The following is a 15702-nucleotide window of genomic DNA, read 5'->3' as shown; positions in this document are numbered from 1 at the left end:
CGTGTTCTCCGATCCCCAGGCCACCTCCCTGACGAACGAGGCGCCCGCCGGGTGGGGGGAGGTACTCCCCCACCTCGCGGAGTCCGCCGGAACGTGCTGGCTGACCGTGACGCGCGCGGACGACCGTCCGCACACCCGGCCGCTGCTGGCGGTGTGGGTGGACGGCCAGCCGTGCTTCGCGTCGGGTGAGGGCACCGCCAAGTCGCGGCTGCTGGCCGCCTCCCCCGAGGTGAGCCTGGCGTTCACCACCGGACGGATGGACGTGGTGGTGGAGGGCACGGTCGAGCGGGTACCGGACCCCGACCGGCTGGGGCGGATCGCCGCCGCCTACGCCGAGCGCCACGGGTGGGCGCCGGTCGCCGGAGACGGTGAGCTGACCGGCCCTGAGGGAGCGCCGACCGCCGGTCCCCCGCCCTACCGGGTGTTCACGGTCCCTCCGGCGACGGTGTACGCGTTTCCCGTCGCCGAGCTGCCGCACGGCCCCACCAGGTGGCGGTTCGACGTGTGACCCCGGACGGGGTTTCGGGTCCGCGCACAGCAGGGCGCGCGGGCGGCCCGGTGCCACGGGGGAGGGGACGTGTGAGGCCGGTCAGGCATCTGGTTCCGGACGGACAAGCGGGTCCGGGTGCCGGGTGCCGACTCAGGTGCAACGTCCCGTCCCGCGGGTAGGTCTCCGGCGAGAAGTCAACGCCACCTCCCCATCCCACAAACCCCTGGAGGCAGAGAGTGCGCGTACGGATCGTCCTTTCTACCCTTGTCGTCCTGTGGCTGCTCATCGGACTGTTCGCCGCGTTCCAGCGCGACCTGTTCACCAGGGACGAGGCATCGTGCTCGAACCTGGGCTACATCGTCGGGACCGTCTTCGTCGGTCCGCTGAACTACGTGGGCGTGAATCCGACCATCGAGTGCCCGCCCCTTCCCGAACCCTCCGAGTAACAGCGTCCGGGCCTGCCGCGGCGCCGTACCCCTCCCCCAGGGGGGTACGGCGCCGCCCCGCTTCCGTCGGTTCCCGGGGTGGACCGGAGTCCTCCCCCGGGCGAGTTCTCACCGAACTCCTGCCCACGCCGCGTAACCTCTCCTGTCCGACGACCACACGACCGGCCAGGACTCCAGCGTGCCCGAAGAACTCCCCGGTACCGTCTCCACGACGGCCCGCGCCCTCATCGTCGAGGACGAGCCCAACCTCCTCGAACTGCTCACCGCCTCCCTGGAGTTGAGCGGCTTCACCACGCGCGGCGCGCCCGAAGCCGGGGCCGCCCTGGCGGCACTGGACGGCTTCACCCCCGACATCGCCGTCCTGGACGTGACCCTGCCCGGCCGCAGCGGCCTGGACCTGGCCGGAGACCTGCGCGGGGTCGTGCCAGGGCTACCGGTGCTGTTCCTCACCGCCCGAGACACGGTCCAGGACCGCGTGGCCGGTTTCCGCGCGGGAGCCGACGACTACGTGACCGAGCCCTTCAGCCTGGAGGAGGTCGTCCTGCGGCTGAACGCGATCCTGCGCAGGTCGGGCGCACTGGAGCCGGGCGGCGCCGAGCCCCTGCGCTACGCCGACCTGGAACTGGACGAGGAGGGGCACGAGGTCCGCCGCTCGGGAGTACCGGTCGGGCTCTCGCCCACCGATGTCCAGCATCAGTGGACTTGATCCGTCGACAGGCAGTCGACCCACTGCATCAGCCGTTTTGACCCGCAGGTTGAGGCCGGCTGTGCCAGCCACAGTGCACTTGGAGCAACACTGTGATGAGCCACGACCGGCAGCAATCGGGGCGGGCGGTCTTCTATCAAGCCATCGGAGTGGGCCCGGGCTGGTGTCGGCCGCGTCGTGGCCCGGACGGACAGGACACTTCCAAGACCCCCACCCCTGCCGAGGCAAGGTCAGCGGATTCGGAAGTCACGTCCGGGCCAGCGCAGCGGTCGACACCCACCCTGTCGGCCAATCCCCGGACCAGTCGACGTCCACACTCACAGCGGATATGCGACCGATCAGACCTCGATGTCGTCGAGGAGGTCGTCCAGGTCGTCTTCCTGTTGCACCGGTCGGGCGGGGGCCGACGCAGCGGGCATCATCGGCTGCGGGAGCGTGGGACGCGAGAGCAGGCGCCCGGCGACAAGGAAGAGCCCGCCATTGGCCATGAGGAGGAGGCCGATGAGCAGGAACAGTCCCGCGCTGGACATGACGAAGTTCGCGGCGTCGAACGCCTCGACCATCTGACCGCTCGCGGTGACGTCGGCGAGGTACGCCCGACTTTCCACCCAAGCCCAAGCACCGTAGCCGACGGACAGCACGCCGAGCCCGATCATGATCCCACCGAGGACGGTGGGCACGACGCGCGACAGCCCGAACCCCCGGCCCGCACGGATCATCGATCGCTCCTGACGACGCCGATCTTCCCGCTCTTGATACCGAGTACGACGTCGGCGATCTGAGTGACGCGCTTCGAGTGCGTCACGATGATCACGCAGCGCTTCTCCACGTGTGCCAGGTGCGTGAAGATCCCCAGGATCTCCTCCTCCGTCTTCTCATCGAGAGCGCCGGTGGGTTCGTCGGCGATGATCACGGCCGGATCGTGGGAGAGCGCCCTCGCGATGCCGACCCGCTGCTGCTGGCCGCCGGAGAGCTTCAGGACCGGCCGCGCCGCGTCCTCGCGGCCGATGCCGAGTCGCTCGAGCAGCGCGTACGCGTGCTCCGTCTTGTCCTTCACGGGGCTGCCCGCGATGTTCATCGACAGGACGATGTTCTGCACCGCCGACACGTTGGTCACGAGGTTGAACCCCTGGAACACAACGCCGATGTCCCTGGCGCGGTAGCGATCCCGGTCGGCCGCGGCGAGCGAGGTCCCGTTGAACGAGACCTCTCCGGATCCGGCGGTGTCGAGTCCCGCGATGAGACTCAGCAGCGTGGACTTGCCCGACCCGGACTTCCCAACGATCGTGTGCACGGCGCCCGAGGTGAACGACGCCGAGATACCGCGGAGGACGTCGCGATGGGTGCCCGGGTAGCGGTAGGTGACGTCGCGCAGTGCGAGCATCGCGGTCTCGGTGGGTGCCGGTGTGGTCGTGGTCATGGTCAGTTCCTCTCGGCCAGGATCTTCATGGGTTCGTACTTGGTGATGCGCGAGATCGCGACGACGCCGGCGAGAGTCGCCAGCACGAAGGCGACGAGCGCGATCTGGCCGATCCCGGCGGGCGACAGACCGACCGCGAGCTCGGTGAGGGGCTCCGCGTCGGTGGTGCCGCCGGCGGGACCGAAGCCGCCCGCGCCTCCGCCCATGGGCATGCCGCCGCCCCCGCCGCCCATGCCCATGCCGCCACCCATCGTCCCCGGGGCCTCCGTCGCGGTCTCTGCGGCCGCCACCTGGCCGGCGAGCAGCGTGTCCGTGACCGGCTGGGCGACGAGGGCGCCGAGCGCGAGACCGGCGACGAGGCAGGTCGCGGTCAGGATCAGCGACTCGACCCACAGGCCCAGCGAGACGAGGGACTTCTTCATGCCCATGGCGCGCAGCACGCCGATCTCGTACTTGCGCTCGCGGATCGCCGTCGAGCTCAGGAGGGCGATGATGACGCCGCCCAGGGCGAGGACGACGATCATGAAGGTCGTCGAGATGGACTTCAGGCCCTCGACGGGCGCCACGATCGTCTCGTACGCCGACTCGTCCGTGGTGACCTCGAAGACCTCCGGGAGCCCTTCGGCGCGCACCTCCGCCTCGAACTCCTCGAGCACGTCCGGCGAGGTCAGGTAGTAGGCCGCGCTGACCTGGATGCCGCCGTACGCGGAGTCGTAGTTCTCCAGGACGGTGTCGACGTTCGTGAGGACCTGGTTGCGCGTGTTGGCGTACGCGTTCTGCACGGGCGTCTGGCCGTACTCCTCGGTCAGGTCGTCGTAGACGCCCACGACCGCCAGGTCCTCGTAGCTGATCGCCTTCGGGTCGCCGCCGTCCGGATCCGTCAGCGCGCCCGTCGCGGTGAACGTGTCGCCGGTCTCGAGGTCGTTGAGTTCCGCGAGCTCGGAGCTGACGATGACCTCGTTCAGCTCGTCCGGCATCTCGCCGTCCGCGAGAACGCGGGATCCGTCGTCGAACTCCTCGAAGGACCCGCCCATCAGCTGGGCCATGTACGACACCGCGTCGTCCGGCTCCTGCTCCTGCTCCTGCTGGCCGGGTCTGCCGCCCATGGGCATCCCGCTGCCTCCTCCGCCGAGATCCTCGTCGACGACGGTCAGGTCCGTGGGGACGATGCCCGTCGACGCCGTGTAGTCGGCGGACTTCAGGTACTCGGAATCACCGAAGGCCAGGTACTGCTCGGCATCGATCGTCGGCATCTCGAGCCGCATGGGTCCGCCGTCCCCATCGGCCGAGGCATCCTCGCGGAGCGCCTCGATGTCGGGTGTGAACGTGACCTCGGAGCCGAAGCGGCCCTTGTAGTCCTCGATGATCCCGGACGAGGTGGAGGTGATCATCATGGCGATCACCGTGGTGGCGATGACCACCAGCATCATCGCACCGAGGAGCATGTTCCTGCCCCGGTTGCGCCACACGTTCCGTGCGGCGTTCTGCAGGATGTACATCCGTGGAGGGTTCCCTTCCGATGTGGCGGCGTGTGCCGCGCTGAGGGGTGGACCCGTCAAGGATGATCGGCGCAGATAATGCCGTTTTAGGAGGAACCTAAGGGGCGGGTTAGGCGGGTAAGAGACGGGTAAGCGCCCCTAGGTGCCCCGGACGTTCGCCGCCGCCCTGGCGGCATGCGTAGCGCTCGGCCATTCGAGAACGAAGCAGGCACCGCCGCCTGGCCGGTTCATGGCTCTCGCCTCCCCGCCGTGCAGGGCGGCCACCTGATCGACGATCGCGAGCCCCAGCCCGGATCCGGGTTTCGTGCGCCCGTGCGACCCGCGGAAGAAGCGCTGGAAGAGCCGCGGGATCTCGTCGGGATCGAGGCCCGGGCCGTCATCGAGCACCTCGATGCGGTGGGCGGATGCGGTCGTGCGCAGCACGAGGGTGACGGTTCCCCCGCCCGTGCACGCTTGCACGGCGTTGCGGGCGAGATTGGTGACGGCGCGCTCGAGCGCCACCGGATAGATGACAGCGGTCGCCGGCTGCGCGTCCACGGTCACTGCGACGGCGGGATCGAGGCGTCGGACGCGCACTGCGGCCTGTTCGACGATCTCAGGGAGTGAGGTGAGCCGGCGCGGTTCCTTCACGGCGTCGCCGCGGGCGAGGGTGACGATCTGGTCGACCTCGTCGGCGAGCGCGGCGACCTGCGTGTCGAGGTCCTCGATCAGCTGTCGTCGCTCGTCTTCCATGCTGGTGTCGGCGCGCTCCAGACGGGCCAGCAGACCGAAGTCGTTGCGCAGAACGGTCAGCGGCGTGCGCAGTTCGTGGCTGGCGTTCTCGAGCAGCTCGCGCTGTTGGGCGCGGCTGGTCTCCAAGGCGGAGAGCATCGAATTGAACGACTCGCCCAGGCGGTCCAGCTCGTCCTTCCCCTGCCGTGCGCGCTTTCGACGCCGCAGCTGCACACGCCGACTCAGATCGCCCGTGGCGGTGACGCCTTCGGCGGCGTCGACGAGGCGGTGGACAGGGCGGACGGCCGCTGCCGCCACCACCCAGCCGACCCCCGCGGCGAGAGCGACTCCCGCGGCTGCCGTCGCGGCAAGCGCCCAGCCGATGGCGGTGAGAGTCTGCTCGAGCGACGACAGCGGCTGGAACAGACGCATGATGGTCGCGGACTCCCCGACACGCGTCGAGAGCACGCGATAGTTCTCGCCGGCGATCGTCACGGTGTCGAGGCGGGGATCGCCTGCGGGTGGCACCGGCAGGGATACTCCGTCTGCCGGGAGCGCGCTCAGCTGATCGGAGAACGCAGGGGGAGCGAGTTGGTGCTCCACGGCGCCGCCCGGTCCCACGAACTGCACCGCCACCTGATCGCGCTGGATCAGGCCGTTGACGTGGAACAGACGATTGGCGGCGGGTGCGCCCTCCGGCAGCTGTCCCGCCATCCGCTCGATGCGTCCCGCGTCCGGCACCCTCGCCAGTAGCGAGTCGTCCATCTCGCCCACCATCCAGCCGCGGATCATCGCCCAAGCGATGAGGGAGGCGGCGATCACGGCGAACGCCACGGCGGCGGAGACCAGCACGGTCAGCCGGGTCCGCATGCTCATCGGGTGACGCTCTTCTCGGCGCGAAGCGTGTATCCGACACCGCGCACCGTATGGATCAGCCCCTCCGCACCCGCCGCGGCGAGCTTGCGGCGCAGGTATCCGACGTAGACCTCGAGCGAATTCGACGTCTCGTCGAGGTCGCCGTCCCAAACGTGGTCGTAGAGCGCGCCTCGCGTGAGCACCTGGCCCGGGTGCCGCACCAGGACCTCCAGGAGGAGGAACTCCTGGCGGGTCAGCGTCAGGTCCTCCCCGCTCGCGGTGGCGCGCCAGCCGGTCGGGTCCACGACGAGCGGCCCGGCGGACAGCAGCCCCTCGGGCGACGTGGACGCCGTGCGACGCAGCAGTGCGCGCAGGCGCGCCAGCAACTCCTCGTACGCGAAGGGCTTGGCCAGATAGTCGTCCGCGCCCGCGTCGAGCCCCGCGACGCGGTCGGTGACGGCGTCGCGGGCCGTGAGCATGAGCACCGGCACCGTCTCGCCCGCGGCACGCATTCGACGGCAGACCTCGATCCCTCCCAGCGTGGGGAGCACCAGATCCAGGACGACAGCGTCGGGGCGCGAGGCGGCGATCGCGTCGAGCGCCGCCGGCCCGTCATCGGCGGTGGTCACCGTGTATCCCTCGAAGCGCAGGGATCGGGCCACAGAACGCAACAGCGCCGGTTCATCGTCGACGAGCACGATCCGCATGAGCCGAAGTCTAACAAGGCGACCTATGACGAATCTAAGAGCTCGTCTCATGTGGACTCTCGGTGGCTTGGCCGGGTCGTGCGCAGCACCACTGGACCTGCCCGCGTGGTGCCGCCTGACCGGTCATGCCTACCTGGGACCGGCCTGCGGCTGCGACCCGCCCGCCTTCGGGCTCCGGGTCGTGCGCGGCGCCGCGCACGACCCGGACCGGGGCCCCTGGCACCCCACGCCGTGAAGGGGAGCAGGGTTCAGTGCAATGCGGGTTTGGTCTGGGTGATGCGCCACAGCCGCCGGGGCAGCTCACCCTCCTCGAGGGGTTCGACCTCGGCGAGATCCCACCCGGCGGCGAGGTCCTCGACCAGAGCGCGGTCGAAGAAGTGCACGGCGAACCCGCCGTGCTCGAAGATGTCGTCACCATGGGAGATCCCGGTCCCGTAGTGGACGTCACCCGTGTGGCGCACCGTGTACACCAGCGCCCCGCCGGGGCGCAGTACCCGGCCGATCTCGTTCATGAGCGCGTGGATCTGCGTGGTGGTCAGGGCCATGCACAGCAGCATGTGCGCGAAGACCCCGTCCACTGAGTTGTCCGCCAGGGGCAGGGGTGTGCGGGCGTCGTGCAGGTGCGTGTCCACGCGCTCCGCCACTCCCTGCTCCTGGGCAGTGCGGGCCAGTTGCTCCAGGGCGGTGGCGCTGAAGTCGGCGGCGTGCACTCGCAGTCCCCGCAAGGCCAGCCACAGGGCGTCGCGCCCGTGCCCGGCTCCCAGCTCCAGCACCGTGTGGGCCCCGCGGGCGGTGAACACCTCCAGCGCGCGCCGGGCGGGCTCTGAGGGGTCGGCGCCGTACATGTGCGGGTGGCGTTCGTAGGTGCTCTGCCAATGCTCGCGCTGGGACGCGCCCAGGTCGGTGTCCACGTCGGTCTCCTTCGGCGGGGCGAACGGGTGGGCCATCACACGTCCTGGCGGTCCCACCACCACGAACACGCGGATGCTGGTGCTGGGCGCCACCGTCATGGTCCTGGCCCAGCTCGTCATGGTCGCGATCATGACCATGACCCCCGTCCACATGACCGGCCACGGACACTCCGTGGGCGCGGCCGGTCTGGTCATCGCCATCCACGTCGCGGCGATGTTCCTGCCCTCCCCGCTCAGCGGCTTCCTGGTCGATTGGGTGGGCCGCCTGCCCGTGGCCGCCGCCTCGGGGATGACGCTGCTGTTCGCCGGACTCGTGGCCGCTCTGGCCCCGCCCCACACGGTGGGACTGCTGTCCCTGGCTCTGGCACTGCTGGGCCTGGGATGGAGCTTGGGGATCGTGTCGGGGACCGCGATCGTCACCGACGCCGTCCCGCTGTCCATCCGCGCCAGGACTCAGGGGTTGGTGGACGTGGCCATCGCCGTGGCCGGAGCGGGCGGCGGCCTGGCCTCAGGGCTGGCCGTGGCCGCAGGAAGCTATGCCCTGCTGTCGGTGATCGGCGGGGTGCTCGCGCTGGCGGTCCTGCCCGCCATCGCCTGGTCCGCGCGCCCGCTGGCCGCCACCAGGAACTGACCGACCCGGCCCGCGTGCGCGGGAAAGCCGGGGGCGCAGGCCGCCCCGACCCGTCCAAGGCCCCGGAGCGGGGTCCGCGTCGGGGCCGGCACGGCACCGGACCGGCCCTGGCGGCACCGCGCACGGGAGGGTAAGCAGGATCACCCCTCCCCGGTTCCGGAGCGGGGGCACGGGCCGGGAGAACGCACTGACCTGCGGCGTCCCGCTCCGAGGACCCGCCCGACGACGACCCCGGAAGCAGACCCGCAGGAGGTCAACGAAAGTGGAGACGCATCATTACCACACCTTGGGGTAGTGCACCACATGGGAACGAAAAAGTTCTTTGTTCGTAATATTTGACCTTATCGCGGGGACGGAACCGCATCCGGCGGATCGGCCGCGATGGGAGAGAGGAGACCGGCGATGAGGAACCTCATGAGGAAGGCGAAGAACCGCCTGGCAACGGGCGGGAGCCTGCCGACGAGGCGCCCCGGGGTCCGGGATCCCCTGACCCGGACGAAGTCGAAGGGCAAGCGCCCGGGGGCCCGGGATCCCCTGACGCGGGCGAAGAGGATGGCCAGGTCCGCGAGCTCGTCAAAGGGGCGGAGCCCGCTGAGCCGTGCGGTCCGGGGCAGGTCCCCGGCCGGTAGGCGGACCCGGTCCCAGAGGAGCCCCATGCGGTGGCTCAACTCCCTGACCAGAACCTGAGGTCCCCTCCTGTGACCTCGGAGCGGAACCCGGTTCGGCGAGGAGCCGACGGGCCGCCGGACACGGGAATCCTGAACACGACGCGCGGGGGCGGGTCCCATGAGGGCCCGCCCCCGCTTCCTCCGTCAGCACGCCTGGTCCGCGCTCCGCGCCCGGCAGCCCGCATGCGGAGGTCCGGCCGGGGCCGCGCCGGGTCCCGTACAGGTGGCCGGAACGAGGGGCCCTCCCGCCCTCAGGGGCGTGGGGACACCGCGACGTAGACGGTGTTGGACGCGTCGTCCTCCTGCAGGGGGTTGGGGAAGCTCACGACCTCGGCACGCGCACTCGCGAACACCTCCCCGAGCAGGGCGGTGAACTCCTCGTCCGGCGCGTCGTTGGACCACAGGGCGAAGACGCCGCCGGGCAGGAGAAGACGCTCCGAGAGGCGGCGCAACCCCTCGCGCGTGTACAGACCCGCGTGGGAGGGGTGGAGCAGGTGGCGCGGCGAGTGGTCGATGTCGACGACCACGGCGTGGAAGCGGTCCGGACCCATCAGCGGGGCGGGTCCCGAACCGGCGTCGACCGTGGCGAAGAAGTCCCCGTGCACCAGGCCGCAGCGGGGATCGGCCACCAGCTCCGCGCCCACGGGGATCAGTTTCTCGCGGTGCCAGTCGATGACCTCGGCCAACGCCTCCACCACGACCAGGGAGCCCACCGCGGGGCTCTCCAGCACCGCCTGCGCCGTGTAACCCAGTCCCAGGCCGCCCACGGCCACGCGCAGGTCCGTTCCGGTGAGCTCGGCCAGGGCCAGCCACGCCAGCTCGACCTCGGCCGCGGTGAACAGGCTCGACATCAGGAAGTCGTCGTCGAGCTTGATCTCGTAGACCTCCTTGCGGAAGAGGGGATCGTGGCGGCGGCGCAGGCTGAGTTCGCCCATGGGCGTCGCCCGCCAGCCCAGCTCCTGGAAGTGAAGGCCCATTCGTGCTCCCTGGTCGGTTCGCTCAGGACGCGCTGACCATGGTCGTACACGTCGTTCAGGGCCTGAGGGCCCTCGCTCACCCTAACGCCGGCCAGGGGCGTCCGTGGCTCCCCGTACACGCCGCACCGGTTCCCGGGCGGAACTCCGCGTGCGGTCGCGGAGGACACGGCGCGGCCCGCCGGAGTTCCGGCGGGCCGCCCTCTCGCTGTCACGGGCTTCGCGGGGTCAGTGTCCGCCGGTCAGGGTGCCCGACAGCTCCTGGTGCAGATGCGCGCTGGGCTCGTTGAGCCCGGTGATCTGCACCTGCACACCATGCCTGCGGAAGTGCTCGGTGACCTGGTCCAGCGCGGCCACCGCCGAGGAGTCCCACACATGGGCGTTGGACATGTCCACCACGACCCTGTCCAGGCCCTGCTCGGCGTAGTCGAAACGGCCCACCAGCTCACCGGTGGAGGCGAAGAACAGCTCACCGTTGACCGAGTACACCCGGGTACCGCCCTCGGGGTCGAGCACGCTGGTCAGACCGGCGTGCACCGCGGCCTTGCGGGCGAAGAGCACCATCGACACGACCACGCCCACGATCACCCCCAGCGCCAGGTTGTGCGTCCAGACCACCACCGCCACGGTCACGACCATGACCAGGGTCTCGGTCCAGGGCATCCGCCGCACGGTGGCCGGGGCGACGCTGTGCCAGTCGAAGGTCACGATCGCCACGAAGAACATCACCGCGACCAGCGCGGCGATCGGGATCATCCCCACGATGTCGCCCAGGCCCACGCACAGCACCAGCAGGAACACCCCGGCCAGGAACGTGGAGACGCGGGTGCGGGCGCCGGACTTGACGTTGATCATCGTCTGGCCGATCATCGCGCACGAGGCCATCCCGCCGAAGAACCCCACGATCACGTTGGCGATGCCCTGGCCGCGCGCCTCACGGGCGTGGTTGGAGGAGGTCTCGGTCTGGTCGTCGACGACCTTGGCGGTCATCAGCGACTCCATCAGCCCCACCAGCGCCAACGTCAGCGCGTAGGGGGCGATCAGGGTCAGGGTGTCCAGGGTGAAGGGCACGTTCGGGATCAGCGGGACCGGGAAGGCGTCGGGCAGCTCGCCCATGTCGCCCACCGTGCGGGCGTTGACGCCCATCGCGATCGCGGCCACGGTCAGCACCACGATGGCCACCAGCGGCGCGGGGACCAGCTTGGTCAGCTTCGGCAGGCCGAAGATGATGGCCAGCCCGATCGCGACCATGGCGTAGATCGGCACCCCGGCCCCGGCCAGGTGGGGCAGCTGGGCCAGGAAGATGAGGATGGCCAGGGCGTTGATGAACCCGGTCATCACGCTGGGCGGCACGAACCGCATCAGCTTGGCCACCCCGGCCAGGCCCAGACCCACCTGGATCAGGCCCGCGAGGATGGTGGCGGCGATGAGGTAGTCGACGCCGTACTCGATCGAGAGCGGCGCCACGACCAGCGCCATCGCTCCGGTGGCCGCGGAGATCATCGCCGGGCGCCCGCCCAGGAAGGCGATGGAGACGGCCATGACGAAGGAGGCGTACAGCCCCACCCGGGGGTCGACCCCGGCGATGAGGGAGAACGCGATGGCCTCGGGGATCAGGGCCAGGGCCACGACCAGCCCGGCCAGCACGTCGGCGCGCAGCTGCGCGGCCTTGGGGATCCTGGACCTCAGGAGCCGGGGGGTCTTCACAGGCAGATTCATGGAACCCATCAGGTTTCGGGCAGCCCACGTCAAGGACCGCGGTGTTCGGGGCGGATACTGGCGACGGCGCGGGCGAGCGCGCTCCGAACCCGGGGAGTCGGATGCGCTCAGGCGCCTGGGATCCGGTGCGGCACGTGTGGTGCCCCGGACGCGGCTCCGTCGCCGCGTGCCCGGCCGTGTCCGTCAGAACCAGCCGGGAAGAAGGCGGTGATTCCACGACCGTCGCGGGGAATCGACCTGGTCCAACCGTACTGTTACGTGAGGGTTCGAGTCACGCAGAGTGCCTGAGACAACTGTCACAGGAGGGGCTCTTCACTGGTTTTTCCTGCTGAAACCGATAGTTCAGCCGACAGACGCATTCCCGCCCCGATAACCCAAAGTGACTTTTTGGGTGGGATCCCGGGACGTTCACACCTGTTACCAAACAGGGCGTTCTGGCAGGCGGGGCGCTCCCGGTCCCCCGGTCCGGGGAGACGCCGCACGGCCTCGACCACCGCTACCGGGGAACGCCCTCAGGAGGTGGCGTTGTTCCGGGCCCGCTGCTCGCGCAGCCTCTCGGCGAACTCCTCGGCCATCGCCAGCTGTTTGCGCAGGGTCCGGCAGCGGACGACGATGGCCGACTCGAAGGCGTCGAGCCTCTCGGTCAGGGCCTCCCGCTCCTCCCGGCCGGTCTCCGACGCGTTCAGCCGGTCGATGGCCTCCAGCAGTTCGCGGGTCTCCTCCAGGCTGAACTCCAACGGCTTCATCCGCTTGATGAGGTTCAGACGTTCCACGTCCGCCTCGGTGTAGAGCCGGAAACCGCCGCGGGAGCGCGCCGAGGGCTCGACCAGGCCGACCTCTCCGTAGTAGCGGATCGTGCGCAGGGACAGGCCGGTCCGTTCGGCGACCTCACCGATCTGCATGTGCTGCGCCCCGGGCATCGCGGCACCCCTTCTTCTCAAGTCCGTCCAACGTCGGGGTCGCCTGTCCGTCGACGACCACCGGTTGCGCAACCGTAGCGCGCCCATGCACCGGAGGAGTTCCGCGCTGCGGCGGAGTCCGGGGCGCGGCGAGGTGGGCCGGGGCCGCCCTGGGCGAGCACCCGGCCCACCGGGAAGTGATCGGCGTCCGGTGTCAGGGCCGCTCCTCCTCGGGGGCCGGCGCGGACACGCCGCCGGAACGGGCCCCGGGCGCCTCGCCGCGGTGCCGGAGCGAGAGCAGGTAACCCAGCACGAGCACGATGGACGTGCCGATAGCCGTGTACCAGGTGAAACCGACGAGCTCCGGTTCGAAGAGGAACAGCCAGACCATGGTCGCCACGGCGACGCCGAAGGAGATCACGGCGTCGGTCTGGTGCGCCCTGCGGACCCACAGCCCCAGGAAGAACGCACCGAGCAGGCCGCCGTAGGTCAGACTCGCCACGGACAGGCCCAGCTCGACGACGGGGTTGTCGGTACCGGTGAACATCGCCGCCGCTCCGACGAACACCAGCCCCCAGCCGAGGGTGAACAGACGGCCGAGCCGCAGCCCCTGGGGGCCGGTGAGCGTCCGGCGGGAGAACCGCTCGTACAGGTCCGCCATGGTCGAGGACGACAGCGCCGACAGCGACGACGAAAGGGTGCTCATCGCCGAGGCCATGATCCCGGCCAGCAGCAGGCCCGAAAGGCCGGCGGGCAGCCCCTCGACGACGAACGTCGGGAAGAGCTCGTCGGAGTTGGCGAGACCGAGCCGGTCGACCGGGGCGCCCTCGAAGTAGGAGTACAGGGCGAGGCCCACGGTGAGGAACAGGGCGAACTGGCAGAACACCACGACGGCGCTGCCGATCACCGCCTTCTGGGCGTCGCGCAGACTGCGGCAGCCCAGGAGCCGCTGCACGATGATCTGGTCGGCGCCGTGGGAGGCGGTGGACAGCAGCGCGCCGCCCAGCACCGCGGTGATCGTCGCGTACGGCGCCGAGACCGGGTTCGACGTGAAGTCGAGGAACCGGGTCTTGCCCGCGTCGGCCGCGACCGCGAGGAAGTTCACGTCGAGGCTGCCCGTGATGACGACCAGCGCGGCGACGCCGCCGACCGTGTACAGCCCCATCTGCAGCACGTCGACCCAGACCACGGCCCTGATCCCGCCGATGAGGGTGTAGAGGACCGTGACGGCTCCGAGCAGCGCGATGATCGCGAAGTAGGACAGCTCCAGCCCGTAGGAGTCCAGGACGATCTTCATCGGGATGGCGGCCGCGAACAGCCGTACCCCGTCGGCGAGCAGCCGGGTGAACAGGAACGCGACCGAGGCCGTGCCCTGCATGCCGCGGCCGAAGCGCGTGCCGAGGTAGGCGTAGGCCGTGGTCATCTCCCCCCGGTAGTAGCGGGGCAGCAGCACGAAGGCGACGACCACCCGCCCGACCAGGTAGCCGACCGCCACCTGCAGGAACGTGACGTCGCCCAGATAGGCCACGCCGGGGACGCTGATCACGGTCAGGGCGCTGGTCTCGGTGGCCACCACCGAGAGGCACACCGCCCACCAGGGCAGCTGCCGGCTGCCGATGAAGTAGTCCTTCGTGTCACGCTGTCGGCCGGACAGCCGCAGGCCGAGCCACGCCGAACACAGCAGGTACACCACGATGACCAGGAGGTCGATGGATTGCACTGCGGGCCCTTCGGAAGTGGGGGTACGGGGACGGGGGCAGGTCGTTCACAGGCCGCGCGCCTCGACGCGCAGGCGCTGGGGGACGGCGGCCGCCGGTTCGGGGAGCCGGAGCGGCCCGGCGCCCGGGGTGATGCGTCCCGCCACCGGTGCCCGGCGGGCACCGGTGCAGGCCGGCACGGACCCGGGGATCCCGTGCCAGGTGAGGAAACCGATCAGCGCGAACAGGTAGGCCTCCTTCGCGTCACTGTCCAGCCCGAGGGCGTCGGACGAACCGAGCCGCGCGGGACGGAGCCGGGCGGCGAGCCGCTCCATCAGGGCCGGGTTCCGGACGCCGCCCCCGAGGCGAGTACCTCGGTCACGCCGTGGGGCCGCAGCGCCTCCGCGACGGTGGCGGCGGTGAGCTCCACCAGGGTGGCCAACAGGTCCCCGTCACTCGGTGCGCCGGCGTGCCGTAGTGCCGCGTCGAGGTAACCGGGACCGAAAAGCTCCACCCCGGTGGACTTGGGCGGGGGCAGGCGGTAGTACGGCTCGGCGAGCAGGTGCTCCAGCAGGACGGGGTCGGGGCGGCCGGAGCGGGCGAGTGCCCCGTCCGCGTCGAAGTCCGCCCGGCCGCCGGTCACCCGGCGCGCCGCGGCGTCGAGCAGGGCGTTGCCCGGGCCGGTGTCGAAGGCCTCGGGAGGGACCCCGTCCCGGAGGACCGTGGTGTTGGCGATGCCGCCGAGGTTCAGGGCGGCGACCGGGTCGGCGCGCCCGCCGAGCAGGAGGGTGTCCAGCAGTGCGGCCAGGGGCGCTCCCTGGCCGCCCGCGGCCACGTCGGCCACCCTCAGGTCCGACACCACGGGCAGGCCGGTGGCCTCGGCGATCCACGCGGGCTGGCCGAGTTGCAGGGTTCCGTTCACCGTGACGCCGGTGACCCAGTGGAACAGGGTCTGGCCGTGCGAGGCGACCAGGTCGGCCCGTCCCCCGGCGCACTCGTCGATCCCGCGCCGTGCCGCCCCGGCGAACTCCCGGCCGATACGGGTGTCGATCCGGCACACGCTCTCCAGCGTCGTCGACGCCGGGGGGAGGGAGCCGCGGATCTCCGCACGCAGGTCCGCCGAGTAGGGCACGGTGCGGTGCCCCAGCGGAACCAGGCGCACGAGTTCCCCGTCCGCATCGATGCGCGCGGCGGCGACGTCGATCCCGTCGGCCGAGGTGCCCGAGGACAGTCCGATGACGATCATGCGGTCTCACCGGCCGGGTCCATGGCGAGCTCTGGGACATGTCCGACGCCCATCCACACCTCCGGCCGGAAAAGGGTTACCGGCCGTATACCCGGCGTGGTGGCCGTCTCAATCCCCCTCCGG

Annotated in this window: 15 protein-coding genes and 1 pseudogene; 5 read left to right on the top strand and 11 right to left on the bottom strand. The window is 70.6% G+C overall.

What is annotated here, in order from left to right:
* Position 1 precedes the first annotated feature (1 nt).
* From FYX01_RS09195 to FYX01_RS09185, 3 genes are all read left to right on the top strand, one after another.
* Positions 2–508, top strand: coding sequence for a pyridoxamine 5'-phosphate oxidase family protein (locus FYX01_RS09195; RefSeq protein ID WP_150239578.1), 507 nt, complete (start codon positions 2–4; stop codon positions 506–508).
* Positions 509–726: 218 nt separating this feature from the next.
* Positions 727–936, top strand: a complete 210-nt coding sequence (locus FYX01_RS09190) for a hypothetical protein (protein ID WP_150239576.1) — start codon at positions 727–729, stop codon at positions 934–936.
* A gap of 178 nt (positions 937–1114) precedes the next feature.
* A complete protein-coding gene (locus tag FYX01_RS09185) occupies positions 1115–1642 on the top strand; it encodes a response regulator transcription factor (protein WP_223830367.1) in 528 nt (175 codons plus the stop codon).
* A gap of 338 nt (positions 1643–1980) precedes the next feature.
* On the opposite strand, the gene FYX01_RS09180 is transcribed toward FYX01_RS09185, so the two are convergent.
* The 5 genes from FYX01_RS09180 to FYX01_RS09160 all read right to left on the bottom strand — a co-directional run bounded on the left by FYX01_RS09180 (position 1981) and on the right by FYX01_RS09160 (position 6834).
* Complete coding sequence (locus FYX01_RS09180; protein WP_150239574.1) at positions 1981–2361, bottom strand: hypothetical protein; 381 nt, start codon at positions 2359–2361, stop codon at positions 1981–1983.
* Entirely contained in the window at positions 2358–3062 is a 705-nt protein-coding gene (locus tag FYX01_RS09175; protein WP_150239572.1) for an ABC transporter ATP-binding protein, read from the bottom strand. Before FYX01_RS09175 ends, FYX01_RS09180 begins: the two co-directional genes overlap by 4 nt.
* Positions 3063–3064: 2 nt before the next feature.
* Positions 3065–4561, bottom strand: coding sequence for an ABC transporter permease (locus FYX01_RS09170; protein ID WP_150239570.1), 1497 nt, complete (start codon positions 4559–4561; stop codon positions 3065–3067).
* Between the two features lie 138 nt (positions 4562–4699).
* Positions 4700–6148 (bottom strand): HAMP domain-containing sensor histidine kinase, encoded by a 1449-nt coding sequence (locus FYX01_RS09165; protein WP_150239568.1) that lies wholly within the window; start codon positions 6146–6148, stop codon positions 4700–4702.
* A complete protein-coding gene (locus tag FYX01_RS09160) occupies positions 6145–6834 on the bottom strand; it encodes a response regulator transcription factor (protein ID WP_150239566.1) in 690 nt (229 codons plus the stop codon). Before FYX01_RS09160 ends, FYX01_RS09165 begins: the two co-directional genes overlap by 4 nt.
* A 67-nt stretch (positions 6835–6901) precedes the next feature.
* On the opposite strand from FYX01_RS09160, the gene FYX01_RS09155 reads away from it, so the two are divergent.
* A complete protein-coding gene (locus FYX01_RS09155; protein ID WP_223830366.1) occupies positions 6902–7069 on the top strand; it encodes a hypothetical protein in 168 nt (55 codons plus the stop codon).
* A gap of 13 nt (positions 7070–7082) precedes the next feature.
* Here FYX01_RS09155 and FYX01_RS09150 read toward each other — a convergent pair whose 3' ends face one another.
* Positions 7083–7865, bottom strand: coding sequence for a class I SAM-dependent methyltransferase (locus FYX01_RS09150; protein ID WP_223830365.1), 783 nt, complete (start codon positions 7863–7865; stop codon positions 7083–7085).
* Here FYX01_RS09150 and FYX01_RS09145 point away from each other — a divergent pair.
* Positions 7819–8376, top strand: coding sequence for an MFS transporter (locus tag FYX01_RS09145; RefSeq protein WP_223830364.1), 558 nt, complete (start codon positions 7819–7821; stop codon positions 8374–8376). The two genes, FYX01_RS09150 and FYX01_RS09145, sit on opposite strands and share 47 nt — an antisense overlap.
* Before the next feature lie 919 nt (positions 8377–9295).
* On the opposite strand, the gene FYX01_RS09140 is transcribed toward FYX01_RS09145, so the two are convergent.
* The 5 genes and pseudogenes from FYX01_RS09140 to FYX01_RS09120 all read right to left on the bottom strand — a co-directional run bounded on the left by FYX01_RS09140 (position 9296) and on the right by FYX01_RS09120 (position 15579).
* A complete protein-coding gene (locus tag FYX01_RS09140) occupies positions 9296–10021 on the bottom strand; it encodes a polyamine aminopropyltransferase (RefSeq protein ID WP_150239562.1) in 726 nt (241 codons plus the stop codon).
* A 225-nt stretch (positions 10022–10246) separates the two neighbouring features.
* The gene (locus tag FYX01_RS09135; protein WP_150239560.1) at positions 10247–11746 is read right to left on the bottom strand and encodes a SulP family inorganic anion transporter; all 1500 of its coding nucleotides are present in this window, start codon (positions 11744–11746) and stop codon (positions 10247–10249) included.
* Positions 11747–12249: 503 nt separating this feature from the next.
* Positions 12250–12657 carry a MerR family transcriptional regulator gene (locus tag FYX01_RS09130; RefSeq protein WP_150239558.1) on the bottom strand — a complete coding sequence of 136 codons (408 nt, stop codon included), beginning with the start codon at positions 12655–12657 and terminating at the stop codon, positions 12250–12252.
* Between the two features lie 193 nt (positions 12658–12850).
* Positions 12851–14356, bottom strand: coding sequence for a sodium:solute symporter (locus tag FYX01_RS09125; RefSeq protein ID WP_150239556.1), 1506 nt, complete (start codon positions 14354–14356; stop codon positions 12851–12853).
* 45 nt (positions 14357–14401) lie between these two features.
* Positions 14402–15579 (bottom strand): annotated as a pseudogene (locus FYX01_RS09120) (anhydro-N-acetylmuramic acid kinase).
* Positions 15580–15702 lie beyond the last annotated feature (123 nt).

The organism is Nocardiopsis quinghaiensis (genome assembly GCF_008638365.1).
Lineage (GTDB): Bacteria > Actinomycetota > Actinomycetes > Streptosporangiales > Streptosporangiaceae > Nocardiopsis > Nocardiopsis quinghaiensis.
Note: the sequence above shows the minus strand (reverse complement) of the source record. Positions and strands in the feature narration are given on the sequence as shown.